The organism is Agaribacillus sp. DX54 (assembly GCF_056858335.1).
Window position 1 is genome coordinate 112,446 of record NZ_JBXEQE010000017.1, and the last position, 17,144, is coordinate 129,589.

Consider the following 17,144-nt stretch of genomic DNA (forward strand, 5'->3'; position numbering starts at 1 on the left):
TTTTGACAGTTTATGTTTTCAGGTAGTGGAAATTTATTCTGAATGGCCGGGAAACAAATTCATAAAATAATTTTAAATTTGTTGTCTTTGCAAAAAAAAGGCTGCATGGAACTAATCAAATTAGAGATAAAGGGATTCAAGAGTTTTGGTGATAAGGTTATCATAAATTTTGATAATGGGATTACAGGCATTGTCGGGCCCAATGGCTGTGGTAAATCCAATGTGGTAGATGCCATCAGGTGGGTGCTGGGCGAGCAAAAAACCAGGATGTTACGCTCCGAAAAGATGGAAAACATCATTTTTAATGGCACCAAGCATCGCAAAGCCCTGCAAATGGCCGAGGTGTCCCTGACATTTAACAATACCAAAAATCTGTTGCCTACCGAGTATTCACAGCTAACTATTACCCGTCGTTATTATCGATCCGGGGAAAGCGAGTATTTGCTGAATGGTGTTACCTGCCGGTTGAAAGATATTACCAACCTGTTTCTCGATACAGGGATATCTTCCAACAGCTACGCCATTATTGAGTTGAAAATGGTAGACGATATTCTGAATGACAAGGACAACTCCCGGCGTACCTTATTTGAAGAAGCAGCAGGCATTTCAAAATTCAAGGTCAGGAAGAAAGAAACCCTGAGAAAACTTTCCAGCACCGACGACGATCTCGAAAGAGTCGCAGATTTGCTCTTTGAGATCGAAAAAAACATGAAGTCACTCGAACGCCAGGCCAAACAAACCGAGCGCTATTTTCAGATTAAAGAGGATTATAAAAACTGTAGCATTGAATATGCTAAAAAATCTTTTAGCAAGCATACGGAACGGCTGTCTGAACTCGATCGACAGACTGAAGCTGAAAATGATAAAAAAATCAGCCTGAACAGGCAGATTACCGAGAAGGAGACATTGGTAGAAAAGTCCAAAGCGTCTATGATTACCAGGGAAAAAACCCTGGCCTCAAGGCAAAAAACGTTAAATGAACATGTCAATAAAATCAGGCAATACGAAAGTGACAAGAAGATCAAAAATGAGCGGTTACGTTACTTAAACGACAAAAGCGATCGTCTCACAGAGCAAATAGAACAAGACAAAAAGAGCAACGAAAGAGCGGCATTTAGTATTAAAAGCCTGGAAACAGAAAAAGAAACGGCAGAAAAGCTGCTTAGAGAGACAGAAAAAAACCTCGAAACCCTAAAAGAAGATTACGATCACCATAAAATCAACAGCAGCAAAAGCCAGGAGCAGATAAACGAAATCAATACCCTCTACAAAAGCAAGCAGAACGCCGTTTATCAGATCACTAAATCACTGGAAATCAAAGAAATGCAGGTTTCTACGCTTAAACAAGAGCTGGAAAAAGCAACTACTGACACGACACAACAAAGTGCTAACCTTGCTGAATTTGAGGAAAGGGCCACAAGACTGGCTGCTGATCTGGCCTCAAAAAGTGACCGGCTTAACAAGATAAAGGCCGAGGAAGAAGACCTTCAGGGCAGGGTGGAATCACTGGACAGAACCATCGGCCAAATCAAAGACGAGTTAACCGGGCAAGGCCGTAAGCTGGATGCCCTGCAAAATGAATATAATCTGACCAAGTCGCTGGTAGATAACCTCGAAGGATTTCCTGAAGCGATCAAATTTCTCAAAAAGCAGGCGGAATGGGGGAAAAACTTCCCATTATTATCCGATGTACTTACTTGTCCGGCCGCCTATCGCATCACGATTGAAAACTACCTGGAGCCTTACATGAATTATTATATCGTCAATACCTTTGAGGAAGCTAACAAGGCGATCAATCTGTTAAGTGAGGCGGCCAAAGGAAAGGCCAACTTTTTTGTGCTGGAAAGTTTTAAAGATTTTCATCCCTCAGCAGGAAAAATCTATAACAATGCCTTACCTGCCACTGAAATTGTCGAATATGAAAGCAAATACGCAAAACTTATCGCATGGATGCTGGATAATGTTTACATCGTACCTGGCGAATATGACCTGATTACTGGTGATAACGACAGTATTTTCATTACAAAAAGTGGCAAGATTACCAAAAGAAAACATAGTTTATCAGGAGGCTCGGTGGGGCTTTTTGAAGGAAAAAGAATCGGAAGGGCAAAAAACCTGGAAAAACTCAGCAAAGAGATTAAGAGGTTGTCTTCAAGCATTGAAAAGATCAGGCAAAGTCTGGAAGAAAAGCAAATTGAGCGCCAGAAGCTGAAAGAAAGTACACAAAAAGACCTTCTCGAAGATTTACAGCAGGCAATAAACCGGATCAATGAAGAGTACATATCCTTCAAAACCAAGCATGAACAGTTTGAAGAAATGCTCAGCAGCAATGCCAACAAAAAAGAAGATATATTGGCAGGTTTGGAAGGCCTGTCAGAAGAAATAGCCACCCTAAGGCCACAGGTACAACAAGAAAACGATCAGTTGAAGGATATCGAGGAAAGACTTCATTTTTTAGAAGAAGACCTCACAGCCCAAAATGACACCCTTAATCAAAAATCCTCTGCCTACAACCAGGAAAACATCCTGTTTCACCAAAGACAAAACAAAGTCGACAGCATTACCCAGGAGATAGGTTTTAAAAAGGATACTTATAATAATAGTTATGAACGAATTGGTAAAAACCAGTTGGAGTTAAAAGGCAATGAATCAGAGATCAAAAGGCTTCTGGAAACCTCTGAATCGGATGAGGATGAGTTAATTGAAATGTATAGCGAAAAGGAGCGCATAGAAAGTGCCGTTAACGAAGCGGAAAAAGAGTACTATCAGATACGGGGGGAAATTGATGAAATTGAAAAAACCATCAGGGAGATACAACGCTCCAGGGAAAACAGTGACGCTATTCTGATGCAATTGCAACACCATCTCAATGAAACCAGGTTGCAGGTAAATTCTGTCAAAGAACGGCTCTCTATCGAATTCAATACCGAACTCGATGAAGTGATGAATCAGGAAACAGCCGATGAAAAACTGGCAGCACTGACAGAAGAAGCGCTTCGGGCAAGCATTGAAAAGGCAAAGGACCGGCTGGACAAAATGGGGCCTATCAACCCTATGGCTATGGAGGCTTATGATGAAATCAGGGAAAGACATGTCTTTATCACTACCCAAAAAGAAGATTTGGTCAAAGCCAAGGAATCATTACTGGAAACCATCAATGAAATTGATACCGTAGCCAGAGAGACCTTTTTGCAGGCTTTTGAAAAAATCAAGGAGAATTTCATCTATGTATTCAGATCACTTTTCACTGAAGAAGATAATTGCGATCTGAGACTGAGTAACCCGGACGAACCGCTGGAGTCAGCCATCGAAATCATTGCCCAGCCAAAAGGTAAGCGTCCCCTTTCTATCAATCAATTGTCAGGAGGAGAAAAAACCCTGACGGCCACTTCGTTGCTTTTTTCTATCTACCTGCTCAAACCTGCCCCATTTTGTATATTCGACGAAGTAGATGCACCACTGGATGATGCCAACATTGACAAATTCAATAAAATTATCCGCAAATTTTCAGAAGATTCCCAGTTTATTATCGTCACCCATAACAAACGAACCATGGCTACCACAGACATCATTTACGGTATCACCATGATAGAACAGGGTGTATCCAGGGTAGTGCCTGTCGATTTGAGGGAACTGGTGTAGTTCTGTTTGTTAATGAGGTAATAATGCAATATATTTCCTCATTAATCAATAAACTAACAAGACTACATGAAAGACAACGACAAGCCCTACATTAAGCCGGAAACCAGGTTGCCGGAAACTACTATCAAAGCATTTTTTTTAGGAGCGGTATTATCAGCCTCACTGGCAGCCGCCAATGCCTACCTGGGACTTTTTGCCGGCTTAACCGTTTCTGCGTCCATCCCGGCCGCTGTCATCTCGATGGCCCTATTAAAATTATTCAAAAAAAACAACATACTCGAAAACAACATTGTTCAAACCGCTGCATCTGCCGGCGAAGCTTTGGCTGCAGGTGTCATCTTTACCTTTCCTGCCCTCGTACTGATGGGCTATTGGTCTGGTTTTAGTTATCTGGAAACTGCGTTAATAGCCCTGGCCGGTGGTGTGCTGGGTGTTTTATTCACCATTCCACTCAGGTCGGCCCTGATCGTGAGGCAAAAGTTACGATTTCCGGAAGGTGTGGCAACATCTGAAGTATTAAAGAGCGGGGAAGAAGGGGGCAAAGCCATCCGTTTTCTGGCTTTGGGCGGCATTATCGGTGCCCTGGTAAAGCTTTCGGAATCAGGATTAAAAATATGGGATGCTGTTTTTGAGAAGGCCACATTTGCGGCTGAAAAGACTTATTTGTATTTCGGCATGAACCTCTCCCCTGCCCTGATGTCCGTTGGATACATCGTTGGATTAAGAATCGCCACGCTGGTCTTTGCCGGAGGGGTAATCAGTTGGTGGATAGCCATTCCCATTTATCTTTATTTGCATGGTAATCCCGAAGGGGCAGAGGCCACAGCGCTGGGCGGTGCCACCTGGAGTTCTCAAATCCGGTTTTTAGGTGTCGGGGCTATGCTGGTAGGTGGGCTATGGGCCCTGATAAGCCTTAAGGGAGCCATTGGATCGGCGTTGAGTGCCGGGCTTAAAGCTGTTAAAAATAAATCGGGGCAGCTTAATATCCTGAGAACGGAAAAGGACACCCCCATGCAATGGGTAATTATTGGAATCGGAGCTATGGTAGTTCCGATTTTTATTATTTATCTGAGGGAAATTGAAGGGATAGCCATTTCAGGATTGATGGCCATTATTATGATCATTGCAGGGTTTTTGTTTGCCTCAGTAGCGGGCTATATGGCAGGATTAGTGGGTAGTTCCAATAATCCTATTTCAGGCGTGACTATTGCAACCATCCTTACCTCCTCTTTGATTCTGCTTGCCCTCCTGGGAAGTGGCGCCGAAAAAGGACCAGCGGCAGCTATACTGATAGGGTCAGTGGTCTGTTGTGCCGCCGCCATTGCCGGCGATAATATGCAGGATCTAAAGGCCGGTTATATTCTCGGCGCTACGCCTCAAAAACAACAAATTATGCAGATGGTTGGTGTGATCGCCGCCGCTTTCGCCATGCCACTGATCCTGGATTTATTAAATGAAGCCTATGGATTCGGCCCGCCGACAGCCGATAAGCCAAATTCCCTCCAGGCACCTCAGGCCACCTTAATGCAAAGCGTAGCCGTTGGTGTTTTTGGTGGAGGACTGCCATGGACCATGGTATATATTGGCATGGCACTAGCTGTTTTGATCATCATATTGGATAAAATGCAGGAAGCCCGGGGCTCTGAGTGGCGAATTCCCGTCTTGGCCGTAGCGGTTGGTTTGTATCTGCCCTTTGAGTTAGACAGCGCCATCATGCTGGGTGGTGTAATTGCATGGCTGGTGGGTCGCTATCAACAAAAGAACCGGTTGCAGGAGGTGGAAAAACACGCCGTAGCCAAGCAGCGCAGTGAAAGAACGGGTTTGTTGTTTGCTTCGGGATTAATAACCGGTGAGGCATTACTCGGTATAGGTCTGGCCGTCCCCATCGTACTCACCGAGACCGACGACTTTATGGCCCTTACGGACAAAACCTTCGGCAGCCTGCCGGGATTGATTGTTATCATCGCTATATGTGTGTTTTTATATAGAATCGCTGTTAAAGCATACAGAAGTTGAGGGTGAGTGTGAGTTTGGGTGTGAGGGTGAGGGTGTGAGTGGAGGGGGGGTGAAGCTTGTGGGAAAGGGTTGGTGGTTGCAGGTAGTGGAATTGTTTTTCAGGCAACTTTTTTAAAATGACCAAAATTTTGTAACTTTTAAGACAGAAATAATCACCATTCACATTTCGTTCAACAGAACGTTTTCAAATAACAAAACTTTGAACAGTGCCGGTTGTAAAATTCACTTACGCATTGAAGCGGTTTTATCCTGGATTAAAGGAAGTTAACATTGAAGCTTCCACTGTGGCGGATATTGTTAAAAAACTAGATGACATTTATCCAAGAATGTCATCCTACATCATCGATGAGCAGGGCGCACTCAGGAAACATGTGAATATTTTCATAGGCAATTCCATTATCGAGGACAAGATTTCATTGGCTGACAAGGTGAGTGAGCATGATGAAGTATACATTATGCAGGCTTTGTCCGGAGGATAATGTACCTTAACTCTTTACGCTAACATCCTTAAAACAAAATAACCAAACCTATGTCATCAACAAAAAATACCCTACTCATCGGTACCAGAAAAGGACTTGTTATTTACAAAAAGACTTCATCAGACTGGAAATATGCCGGTGAAAGCTTCGATGGAATTCCTGTATCCTATGCCACGGCCAGTCCGGATAACAAAATCTGGTGGGCTTGCCAGGACCATGGGCACTGGGGATGTAAACTGCACATATCCAGGGATCAGGGTGCCAACTGGGAAGAGGTAGATGCACCCAAATATGCAGAAGACGACGAGATAAGAGACGGTTTGCCCGCCACCCTGAAATATCTGTGGGTGTTACAGCCTCATGTCAATGGGGACGCTGACCATGTTCTGATTGGCACTGAGCCGGGAGGTTTGTTTGAAAGTAAAAATACAGGAAAAAATTTTGAGCTGGTAAGAGGCCTTTGGGATCATCCGTCAAGGAAGGAACAATGGTTTGGAGGAGGCAGGGACTATGCCGGAATACATTCAATTATTGTCGATAAAGACAACCATGACCACCGTTATGTGGGAATCAGTTGCGCAGGGGTATTTGAAACATGGGACGGCGGACAGCAATGGGAGCCGAAAAACAAGGGGCTGAGAGCAGACTTTCTGCCTGATCCGGCCAGTGAGGTAGGTCAGGACCCGCATTTGCTGGTGACCCACCCCATCAATCAAAAAGTGATGTGGCAGCAAAACCACTGCGGTATTTTCAGGAGTATCGACGGTGCTAATCACTGGGACGATATTTCAGAGCCAAATGGGGTGGCTAATTTTGATTTTGTAATTACGCTGGACGAAAAGGATGAAAATACTGCCTGGGTGGTTCCGGCAGTAAGTGATGAAAAAAGGCTGGCCATTGATCGTGCCCTTGTGGTTTGCCGCACCAGGGATGGCGGCAAAAGCTGGGAAAAACTCACCAACGGCTTACCCCAAAAAGCCTGTTATGACATTGTATACCGTCATGGCATGGACATTACCGGAGATACCCTGGTTTTTGGCACTACTACCGGAAATATTTATCTATCAGATAACCAGGGGATAACTGGACATCACTGAACCATAATTTACCCATGATCTATTCAGTCAGATTTATTTAAGAAAGCGCCTGCATCTGCTTGATACCTGGCGATTAAACCATTAAACCCCTTTTCAAATCACTTATGATCACCGGCAATCACCGTTGATAGCAATAAAATTCCATTCAAATAAAAATAACACCTTTGGTCTTAACGGTTCGTATAATGATTATCGAACGAGTTGTTTCGCACGCCAAAAATATAATCAGCGTACACGTCTGAGTTTTTAAGTTAACTACTAACCCTAAAATTATGAAAGTAAAATCTGTACTCTTAACAGGTGTTTTGCTGGCTGCAGCATTCTTTACAGCCAAAACAGCCGCGCAAACCGTAACTTTGCCCAGGGCCGCTAGTCCGGCAGGAAAGGTTAGCCAGACCATAGGCATTTCCAAAATTACCATCAAGTACTCCAGACCTGCCGTCAACGGACGAGAGATATGGGGTGCTCTGGTTCACAATGGGTTTCAAAACCTTGGATTTGGACCAGCAAAAGCGTCTCCATGGCGCGCCGGAGCTAATGAAAACACTACCATCACTTTCTCACATGGTGCTACAGTTGAGGGTAAACCCATCGATGCAGGCACTTATGGCTTATTTTTGGCCGTTGGCGAAAATCAGGATGCTACCTTGATTTTATCCAAAGACAACATGTCCTGGGGCAGCTACTTTTACAATGAATCCAATGATGTATTGCGTGTGGATATCAATACTGAAGAAATATCCATGACCGAACGTCTTACCTTTGATTTTATAAATATTGATGACAAATCAGCTATGGTGGTGCTGGATTGGGAAAAAAGAAGATTTCCCTTCAAAGTAGAATTCGATGTTCCGGAAATCGTTTATGCAAGTCTGAATGAGGAATTGAAAGGAAGCAAAGGGTTTACAGATCAGTCCTGGAATTCCGCAGCTAGCTATCTGTTAAAAAACAACTTATACCTGGATGAGGCATTAGCATGGTCTGAAAACGCTATCAGTGCGCCATTTTTTGGGCAGGAAAACTTTAACAACCTGCAGCTAAAAAGCCAGATCCTTAGTGCAAAGGGAAAAAGTGATGAAGCGGAGACCGTGATGCAGGAAGCACTTGTGCACCCCACGGCAAATGCCAATAATTATTATGACTATGGCAGGTATCTAATCGGAAACGGTCAGGGTATGAAAGCATTGGAAGTATTTCAAAAGCTTAACAAGAAATGGCCTGATCACTGGTTAGCCTCACATGGCATGGCCAGGGGATACTCAGCGATCGGCGACTTCAAAAAGGCTTTAAAACATGAAAGAATAGCCCTTGAAAAAGCACCCGATACCAACAAGCAGTTTCTGATGGGTTATATAGAGCAGCTTGAAGCGGGGAAAGACTTTAATTAATGATTTTTGTTGTCATGGGCTAAATCCTGAGGAATTCAAGGTTTTTCCAGGGGTCAGGTGGTGAGTTGCCTGTAACTCGCCACCTCACTCCCCTACCCCCTAGTACCACGCTCTTACACCCCCACACGCTTCTCCATCGTCACCACAACCGATTTCGATGCCGGAGTATGACTATGATCCGCAAAATTATCCACCGGCACCAGCACATTGGCTTCGGGAAAATAGGTGGCTATACACTGTCTTGGGATGTCATAGGGAACAACCAGAAACCGGTCAGCTACCCGCTCACGACCTTTAAAATGGCTTTTCAGGTCAACAACATCCCGGGCTTTCAGACCGGCATCCTGCATATCCTGATGATTCATCAAAACTACCCTCCGTTCATTATAAATTCCCCTGTACCTATCATTTAATCCATAAATTGTTGTATTAAACTGATCATGACTTCGGATGGTCATCATAATAAACTCACTTTCCTTCAAATGATGATCCGCCAGCCGGTTGATAGTAAAGCGGGCTCTCCCGGTATTTGTTTTAAATACACGATCCCGGGCACCATTCGGCAGATAAAATCCGCCCGGTTTTCTCACCCGCTCATTATAGTTTTCAAATCCGGGAATAACCCTGGCTATATGGTTTCTTATATGATCATAGTCATTTACCATAATGTCCCAGTCAATGGATGGATCATCGCGAAACAAGGCCTTGGCAATTTCAGCAACTATTTTAGGTTCGCTCAACAAGTCGGGCGATGCAGGCGATTTGTTACCAATTGACTTATGGACTACTCCTGCAGAATTTTCAACACTCACAAATTGAGGCTTTCCATTTTGTAAATCCTTTTCAGTCCTGCCCAGGCATGGCAATATTAATGCGGTCTTGCCGGTTACCAGGTGACTGCGGTTTAACTTGGTTGAAATATGAACGGTAAGCAGGCAGTTTTGTAAAGCCCTGGCAGTGTAGGCAGTGTCTGGCGTTGCGGATAAAAAGTTGCCACCCAATCCGATGAAAACACCGGCTTTTCCCTTAGCCATGGCCTGGATGGCTTCAACTGTATTAAGGCCAGGCGTTCTTGGCGGGTCAAATCCAAATTCTTGCTGCAATCTATCCAGAAATGCCTTTTTGGGACGCTCCCATATCCCCATAGTACGGTCACCCTGCACATTGCTATGTCCCCGAACCGGACAGGTACCGGCGCCCGGAATGCCAATACTTCCCTTCAAAAGTAGCAGGTTTACTATTTCCCGAATATTATCCACTGCGTTTTTATGCTGGGTTAAGCCCATAGCCCAGCAAAATATAATTCTCTTTTTTTCTTTCAGTAATGAAACAGCTTCCCTGACTTTGCCCTCCTCTACACCTGATTCCCCGATCAAATCCTGTAAATCATACCTTTTGATATCTTCCAGCAGTTCATCGTACCCTTGTGTTCTGGCCTCGATAAATTCGTGGTCTATTACGCCACCGTCACTTTCCTTATCAGCAGCTATCAAAAGTTTGATCATCGCTTTGATCAAAGCCACATCGCCATTAATCTTTACCTGCAGATACAAATCAGTGAGGGTGGTCGGAGCGCCCAGCATATCCGAAAGGTGCTGCGGGTGTTTAAACTTTATTAACCCGGTTTCCTTTAAAGGGTTGATGGTGATGATCTTTGCTCCGTGCTTCTTGGCTTTCTGTAGGGCAGTCAACATCCGCGGATGATTGGTGCCTGGGTTTTGTCCTGATACCACAATCAGTTCGGCTTTATCGAAATCTTCCAGCTTCACCGACCCTTTTCCAATACCCAACGTTTCAGACAAGGCTACCCCACTTGACTCATGGCACATATTGGAACAATCAGGCAAATTATTGGTGCCAAATTTTCTTACAAGCAACTGGTATAAAAATGCCGCTTCATTACTCGTACGGCCAGAAGTATAAAAAATGGCCTCATTGGGAGAATTTAAGCCATTTAATGAATTGGCAATCAGTTGAAAAGCCTTCGGCCAGGTAATAGTTTCATAATGCTGCTGCCCGGGCTTTAAAATCATAGGGTACGTCAATCGGCCACTTTTTCCAAGCCAAAAATCGGATTGGCTACCTAATTCATCGATAGTATACTTTTTAAAAAACTCCGGCCCTACCTTACGGCTTGTAGCTTCTTCGGCGACGGCTTTGGCACCATTCTCACAAAACTCACCAAGCCCGGAACGCTGGTCATCAGGATCGGGCCACGCACAACCGGGGCAATCGAACCCGTCCATTTGGTTGACAGACAACATCGACCTGACTCCCTGGGGCACTCCCAGCTCCCCTATCACATGTTTCAACGAACTGACTATTGCTTGCACCCCACCTGCCATATTTTTGGGTTTGCCCGTTTTCAATCCGGTAAATTTCCGCGAGGTCTGAAAATTTTCCTGGTTTTTAGCTTCTTCTTCCATCGATGCACGCTTGTTGAGCCGTGAATGACTATCTTAACAAGACCAATTTACAAAGTAATTCGATGTTTTCCAGTATAAATGTTGAAACGATCCTTTTTTACAAAACCGATCAAAGTAACATCAAATGCTTCGGCTGTTTTCACAGCCAGGCTGGAAGGGGCTCCGATAGCAACAATCAGGTTAATACCGGCGACTACAGCTTTTTGCACCAGTTCGAATCCTATTCTCCCGCTTAACACCAATACGCAGTTGTTGAGAGGTAGAAGCTTTTCAAAAAGCCCGGCCCCGATTACTTTATCCAGGGCATTATGCCTTCCTATATCCTCACGAAGGAACAACAGTTGCCCGTAAAAATCAAACAAAGCCGCTGCATGCAGCCCTCCGGTGTACTCAAAGACCAACTGATGCCTTTTCAATGTTTCAGGCAAACTGTAGATTAACGATTGTGCTACTTTCTCGGATGATTCTGGTGGATGTTGCCCAACCCTGAAGTTTAAGGCTTCAATGGAAGATTTTCCACAAACCCCACAGCTCGAGGTGGTGTAAAAGTGCCTTTCTGTTTTTTTCATGTCAGGGGTAACATGCGGGCCAACCTTCACAATGATCACATTTTCCCGTTCCTCTTCACTTTTAACCTGAGGACAATGGTATATTTTTTCAATATCCTTGTAGGAGCAAATTAAACTCTCGGCAAACAAAAACCCTGCTACCAGTTCAAAATCATTCCCCGGTGTGCGCATCGTTACGGAAAGGCTTCTTTCCGATATTTCTTCGCCCGAGGAATATTTTAACCGTATCTCAAGGGGTTCCTCCACAGCCAGCAGGTCGTTTTCCTGCACCAGCTTCTGCCTGTCAACTTTTTGTATGGATTTATGTATTACCTTGGATGCGCCCATCGCCCTTATTCAGCGTTATTTATCATGATCTTCTTTGCCCCATTCATTCCTGAAATCCACCCAATATTTATCGAGGGTGTCTTTCATATCTTTTCTTAAAAGAAATATACCAATAAGATTTGGAACAGTCATCAATACAATGGCAATATTCGCCATGGTCCAGATAATGGCTGTATCTGCAAAAGAGGCAAAAAAGAAAGCGGCTACATAAACCAACCTGTAGTAAACCACAGATCTTGATCCGGCCAGGAAGGTCATGGCCCTGTCACCATAATAGGACCAGGATATTGCGGTAGAAAAGGCAAACAACAGCAATCCTATGGAAACGATGTATTGCCCGAAATCACCGAAAAAACCTTTTTTGAAAGCGATTGTCGTCAGTTCCGCACTGTGTACCAGCGATTTGCCTGTTATGACAACTCCTGTATTGTCAATGTTGCCATAGGTGATGGCCAACTTTCCGGTGTAGGGTGCCCCGTTGAGGGCGACCTTGATATCTTCTGCCACAGATCTCTTGTGCAAAATGGTAAGTTGATCTGTAATCATGCCATTGTTGACTGTCAGTTCTCCACTATAAAGTGGTACTTTAGCCCGATTCAGCAAGTAATCGGCTAATGAGGCCTTATCCGAGGCATTGCTCTCGTCATACATCCGGTCCAGCACCTTGATTTCGGCAAATTCAAACTCAGTTTGATGTTTCTCACTCCAGACGCCTGAGGCCAGCAATGTCAAACCTGTGATGGTACAGATGATAATTGTGTCAATGAAGGGTTCCAGAATGGCCACCATTCCCTCCGAAACCGGTTCATGCGCTTTGGCAGCGGCGTGGGCGATAGGTGCAGAACCCTGACCTGCTTCATTGGAAAATAAGCCACGGTTGACACCCCGGTTAAAAGCGTAACTGAAAGATCCTCCCAAAAAGCCTCCGGTGGCCGCTGAGCCGGTGAAAACATCAGCAAAAATCGCAGTAAAGGAGGGTATTATGTTACCTAAGTTGTAAAAGATTACTGCAAAAGCGCCCATGAAATAAAGAACTGCCATCCCAGGTACCAGCTTTTCTGTAACAGCCGCAATTCTCTTAATTCCTCCAACTATCACAAAAAACAGCAATACTGCCAGTACGCCACCTGTAATCATTTGGTCGATCCCAAAGGTTGCAAACATTGACCCGGCAATATTATTGACCTGAGGCATGTTGCCTGTACCAAAGGAAGACAACACGGTAGCCCCTGCAAAAATGGCCGCCATCCATTTTGCATTTAACTTGTTTTTCATGTAATACATAGGTCCTCCTGCAATACTTCCATCCTGTGCTTTTTCCCTGTATTTGTGTGAGAGCGTTACTTCTACAAATTTGGTTGTCATACCCAAAAAAGCTGTCACTAACATCCAAAACAACGCAGCCGGACCACCCAGTGAAATAGCAAGCGCCACCCCCCCTATGTTTCCTGTACCTACCGTTCCCGACAATGCCGTGGTGAGGGCCTGAAAATGTGAGGTGTCACCCTCATCGCCCACTTTATCATACTTACCACGGACAATGCGGAAGGCGTGTTTAAAAAATCTTATTTGAGGAAATTTCAGGTAAAGTGTAAAAAACAATCCCACTCCCAGCAGCAGAAATACAAACCAATCACCACCACCTAAATAACCGTCGATTATTTGCAGGATTTCGTTGAGGTTTTGCATAAGTTGTGTTTTAGTTAATTTCGAAATATATGAAAATGTGAAAGAATGCGAAAATAATGGAACAAGTTTATAATTGGAGAAAAATTCATATTTTTAGTTTTTCTCAATTTCAATTGCCTTGACAAAAACACTTCCTGCAAAACCTGTCAAATTATTCAGCCTCGTGCTTGGCCCGGTTTTATTTATTTGCATTAACTTTTTACCGGTACCTGAACTGTTGAATCCTGTAGCATGGAAGGTGATCAGTGTTGCTGCATGGATGATTACCTGGTGGATCACCGAGACCGTTCCTCTGCCTGTTACCGCCCTGATACCGCTTTTGTTGTTTCCACTCATAGGTATTTTTGAAATCAAGGAGGCTGCTGCGTCTTATGCCCATCCGGTAATATTTTTATTTATGGGCGGCTTTATGATTGCCCTGGGACTGGAAAAAAGAAATCTTCACCTAAGGATTGCTTTAAACCTGATAAAACTGACCGGCACCCACCCTGATGGAATCATATTGGGTTTTATGTTATCCACAGCTTTTATCAGTATGTGGATCAGCAATACAGCCACTACGGTGATGATGTTGCCTATTGCGATGTCTGTCATCAGTTTACTGAGAGCGGAAGAAGCTCCCGAAGCTACAAAATCATTTCGCCGGTTTGCCTTGAGTTTATTATTGGGAATTGCCTACGCAGCCAATATCGGAGGTGCTATGACCATTATCGGAACTCCGCCCAATGTGGTTTCCATTGCCTATGTCAGGGATCTGCTGGAAACTGATCTTACCTTCACCAGGTGGTTGGTGATAGGTTTTCCGGTAGGCGTTTTTTTAATCAGCGTCACCTATTTTCTGATGACCAAAATAATTTATCCCAGCGGTATTAAAAACTTTGAGGCCTCAGAGCAGCTTATTCATGGCAAAATCAAAGCGCTGGGTGCTATTTCAAAAGAAGAAATCACCGTTACCATCGTCTTTGTTACGACAGCCATTTGCTGGATAATAAGGCAACCGATCAATAACCTGATCGGCTCTAATGTGCTAAATGACACAGTAATAGCGATGGCCGGAGGCGTTTTGATGTTTATTATTCCTGTAGATGTAAGAAAGGGTGAGTATCTGCTGGATTGGGAAAGTACAAAAAAGCTGCCCTGGGGCATATTGATTCTGTTTGGAGGCGGTATATGCCTGGCCAGTGGACTGGAGCACAGCGGATTGGTACAGTTGATCGGTGAGTTAATTGCCAGTCAGCGGGACATAAACGCTTGGGTCCTGGTATTGATACTTACCTCCATTATGTTATTTATGACCGAAATTATGAGTAATGTTGCACTTTGTGTCATTTTTATTCCCGTTATTATAGGAATTACTCAGGGCTTCGGATACAATCCTTTATTGGCGGTTATCCCGGCGACCCTGTCGGCCTCTTATGCCTTTATGATGCCGGTTTCAACTCCTCCAAATGCCATTGTATTTTCATCAGGGCAAATCAAAATCAGGGAAATGATGGTAATTGGGGTTTTCCTGAATGTATTGGCCATTGCTACATTGATGCTGGCAGCTTATTTTATGTCAAGGATTGGGTTGTAATCAGTAAAACCACCGCATTTCACCATCTCCAATTATCAACTGTAAATTATCAATTGTCAATTATTCCTCATTTCGCACAGTTATACTTTTTAATTACAAGCTTCCGGTTTCTTTACCTTACATTTTTTTGTTTCCTTTAATTTTGTTTTATTCATAAACATTAACGTAAAATTGATGCATGAAAAACTATGATATTAGTAAAATAAGCACTCGTGCGCCTGAAAATGTTTCAAAGGAAGAAATCAAGGAAAAAACCGATGTGCTTATTGAGAGACTGGAAGAACTGCAAAACATTTTATATGCTGAAGGTAAGTCGAGCCTGCTGATAATATTGCAGGGAATGGATGCCAGTGGAAAAGACGGAGCGATTAAAGCTGTTTTTAGTGCGGTAAACCCTCAGGGAATTAGCGTCAAGTCTTTTAAGAAACCCACGGAAGAGGAACTGGCACATGATTTTTTGTGGCGTATTCACAAGCATACCCCACGAAAAGGAAAGATTCAGATTTTCAACAGATCACATTATGAAGACGTGCTGGTCACCAGGGTGCTGGGGCTGACCGATGATAAAACCGCCAGGGCACGCTTTAAGATTATCAACGCTTTTGAAAAATCGTTGCAGGAACGAGGCACCCAGATACTCAAATTTTATCTGCACATTTCAGAGAAACGCCAGAAAGAAAGGTTTCAAGAAAGATTAAGCAATCCAAGAAAACAATGGAAATATAATTCAAACGATCTCAAAACTTCCAAAAACTGGCCTGAATACAGGAAATATTATCAAGAGGTTTTTGAAAACTGTAGCCCGGATATTCCCTGGCAGATTATTCCGTCTGATCATAAGTGGTACAAAGAATATTTAATTGCCAAAACCATCGTTAGAACATTGGAAGGTTTAAAAATGAAATATCCGGGTTTAGTTGCCGGTTAAAACTAAAAGACTTTATATTGTACCATGCCTTTTGTAGATCAAACCAGTTATACACATCCCTTTTTATTGGTTAACGGACATTTTGAAACCATTTATCCGGCACTGATGCGTCAGGTAAAAGGGGTCAGCTATCAACGGGAACGCATATATACCCCTGACGATGATTTCCTGGATTTGGACTGGTCAAAAGTTGGCGGGCGTCATCTGGTGATTGTTTCACATGGCCTGGAGGGTGATGCAAGTCGTCCATATGTCAGGGGAATGGTGCGGGCGGTAAATAACCATGGGTATGATGCTTTAGCGTGGAATTACCGTGGTTGCAGCGGTGAGATGAACCTGCAAAGGCGATTTTATCACAGTGGGGCCACAGACGATCTGGACCATGTGATTAGTCATGTAACCAGTCAAAAAAGTTATGACAAAATATATCTCGTTGGTTTCAGTCTGGGGGGTAACATTACGCTCAAATACTTAGGTGAAAAAAGCAAAGCACTTGCTGATAACATAGCAAAAGCTGTTGTGTTTTCAGTGCCGCTCGATCTACACAGCAGTTGTCTTAAGATATCCGAACCGGCCAATTTTATTTATGCCAGAAGGTTTCTCAAAAGTTTGACAGGCAAGATCAGATCCAAAGCGAAATTAAGGAATGACCTGTCAACAGCAAATATTGGAAAGATCAAAACATTAATAGAATTTGATAATCGTTACACCGCCCCTCTTCATGGTTTCAGTGACGCAGTAGATTACTATTCAAAGTGTAGCTCCATCAGCTTTGTCTGGCCCATTGCCATACCTACCTTAATCGTCAATGCCAGAAATGATCCGTTTCTTTCCAGCGATTGTTACCCGGTCGAAAAGCTGAGAGATCACCCCCTTGTTTATTTTGAAATGCCACTCAAAGGTGGACACGTAGGCTTTTCAGTGTTTGGAGAGCCTGATTATTGGTCAGAGCAACGGGCCATAGCATTTTTCAAGGAGAAAAATAATCAGTAAATCATAAAAATTAT

Annotated in this window: 11 protein-coding genes; 8 read left to right on the forward strand and 3 right to left on the reverse strand. The window is 43.7% G+C overall.

All coding sequences use genetic code 11. The features are described 5' to 3' along the window. The first annotated feature begins 105 nt into the window (after positions 1-105). From smc to AC04NP_RS18095, 5 genes are all read left to right on the forward strand, one after another. Complete coding sequence (smc, locus tag AC04NP_RS18075; protein WP_482861301.1) at positions 106-3,642, forward strand: chromosome segregation protein SMC; 3,537 nt, start codon at positions 106-108, stop codon at positions 3,640-3,642. A gap of 66 nt (positions 3,643-3,708) precedes the next feature. Continuing rightward, positions 3,709-5,658 carry an OPT family oligopeptide transporter gene (locus AC04NP_RS18080; protein WP_482861303.1) on the forward strand — a complete coding sequence of 650 codons (1,950 nt, stop codon included), beginning with the start codon at positions 3,709-3,711 and terminating at the stop codon, positions 5,656-5,658. Positions 5,659-5,864: 206 nt separating this feature from the next. Next, positions 5,865-6,137 carry a MoaD/ThiS family protein gene (locus AC04NP_RS18085; protein WP_482861305.1) on the forward strand — a complete coding sequence of 91 codons (273 nt, stop codon included), beginning with the start codon at positions 5,865-5,867 and terminating at the stop codon, positions 6,135-6,137. 50 nt (positions 6,138-6,187) lie between these two features. Further along, on the forward strand, positions 6,188-7,234 hold the full coding sequence (locus AC04NP_RS18090; RefSeq protein WP_482861307.1) for a WD40/YVTN/BNR-like repeat-containing protein: 1,047 nt from the start codon (positions 6,188-6,190) through the stop codon (positions 7,232-7,234). Positions 7,235-7,506: 272 nt separating this feature from the next. Continuing rightward, positions 7,507-8,622 (forward strand): DUF2911 domain-containing protein, encoded by a 1,116-nt coding sequence (locus AC04NP_RS18095; RefSeq protein WP_482861309.1) that lies wholly within the window; start codon positions 7,507-7,509, stop codon positions 8,620-8,622. A 113-nt stretch (positions 8,623-8,735) separates the two neighbouring features. Here the strand turns inward: AC04NP_RS18095 and AC04NP_RS18100 are convergent, their stop codons facing one another. From AC04NP_RS18100 to AC04NP_RS18110, 3 genes are read right to left on the reverse strand one after another with little or no spacing between them, the layout of a single operon-like run. Then, positions 8,736-11,048, reverse strand: coding sequence for an FdhF/YdeP family oxidoreductase (locus AC04NP_RS18100; protein ID WP_482861310.1), 2,313 nt, complete (start codon positions 11,046-11,048; stop codon positions 8,736-8,738). A 47-nt stretch (positions 11,049-11,095) separates the two neighbouring features. Beyond that, positions 11,096-11,944, reverse strand: a complete 849-nt coding sequence (gene fdhD, locus AC04NP_RS18105) for a formate dehydrogenase accessory sulfurtransferase FdhD (protein WP_482861311.1) — start codon at positions 11,942-11,944, stop codon at positions 11,096-11,098. 15 nt (positions 11,945-11,959) lie between these two features. Next, positions 11,960-13,633, reverse strand: coding sequence for an alanine/glycine:cation symporter family protein (locus AC04NP_RS18110; RefSeq protein WP_482861312.1), 1,674 nt, complete (start codon positions 13,631-13,633; stop codon positions 11,960-11,962). Positions 13,634-13,751: 118 nt separating this feature from the next. On the opposite strand from AC04NP_RS18110, the gene AC04NP_RS18115 reads away from it, so the two are divergent. The 3 genes from AC04NP_RS18115 (at position 13,752) to AC04NP_RS18125 (ending at position 17,130) form a co-directional block, all read left to right on the forward strand. Beyond that, positions 13,752-15,209, forward strand: a complete 1,458-nt coding sequence (locus tag AC04NP_RS18115; RefSeq protein WP_482861314.1) for an SLC13 family permease — start codon at positions 13,752-13,754, stop codon at positions 15,207-15,209. A gap of 178 nt (positions 15,210-15,387) precedes the next feature. Beyond that, the gene (locus AC04NP_RS18120) at positions 15,388-16,137 is read left to right on the forward strand and encodes a PPK2 family polyphosphate kinase (RefSeq protein ID WP_482861315.1); all 750 of its coding nucleotides are present in this window, start codon (positions 15,388-15,390) and stop codon (positions 16,135-16,137) included. Between the two features lie 24 nt (positions 16,138-16,161). Continuing rightward, positions 16,162-17,130, forward strand: coding sequence for a YheT family hydrolase (locus tag AC04NP_RS18125; RefSeq protein ID WP_482861317.1), 969 nt, complete (start codon positions 16,162-16,164; stop codon positions 17,128-17,130). The last annotated feature ends 14 nt before the right edge of the window (positions 17,131-17,144 follow it).